This window comes from Streptomyces sp. AC627_RSS907 (genome assembly GCF_019049165.1).
This window is the reverse complement of the sequence record NZ_JAGMUE010000949.1, coordinates 1-620: the sequence shown is the minus strand read 5'-3', so window position 1 is coordinate 620 and position 620 is coordinate 1. Positions and strand designations below refer to the sequence as shown.

Annotated in this window: 1 protein-coding gene and 1 pseudogene; both read left to right on the top strand. The window is 74.2% G+C overall.

Annotated elements, in window-relative coordinates:
• Positions 1-351: substrate-binding domain-containing protein (locus KUM32_RS39620; RefSeq protein ID WP_217146579.1), on the top strand; the 351-nt coding region annotated here is incomplete at its 5' end.
• 84 nt (positions 352-435) lie between these two features.
• A pseudogene (locus KUM32_RS39615) lies at positions 436-620 on the top strand (hypothetical protein); the annotation flags it as partial.

The window sequence follows — 620 nt, the reverse complement described above, 5'->3', positions numbered from 1 at the left end:
GACCCGAGCCGGGTGCTGGCCGCGGCCGAGGCGATGCTGTCCGGACCGGAGCCGGTGACCGCGCTGTTCGCGGGGAACAACCGGGTCACGGTCACGGCCGTACGCGTGCTGGCGGCCCGGCCCGGCCGGGCCGCGCTGGTCGGCTTCGACGACTTCGAACTCGCCGACCTGCTCTCCCCCGGGGTCACCGTCGTGGCGCAGGACGCGGCCCAACTCGGCCGCACCGCGGCGAACATGCTCTTCCGCCGCCTGGAGGGCGCCGACGAGGAGCCCCGACAGGTCGTGCTGCCCACCCGGTTGATCGCCCGCGGCTCGGGCGAGATCCCGCCCGCACACCGCGTGACCTCGTAGCGGCCGACCCCGGCAACGGCGCGGCCGGCTCCGGCGGACCGCGCGGAGGAGGCCCTTCCGGACTCCCTCGCTAAGGTTCCCGACATGCGTCTACCCACCGAAGCACCACGCTCCCCGGTCACCCCGGACGACCTCGAACAAGCCGTACGCCATGCCGTCACCACGCTCCGGCAGGCGCCCGCCGCCGCGTGGGAGAGCAAGGCCGGCACGCTGGAGTGGGACTGCTGGGAGACCGTGGAACACCTCAGCGACGACCTCTTCGCCTACGC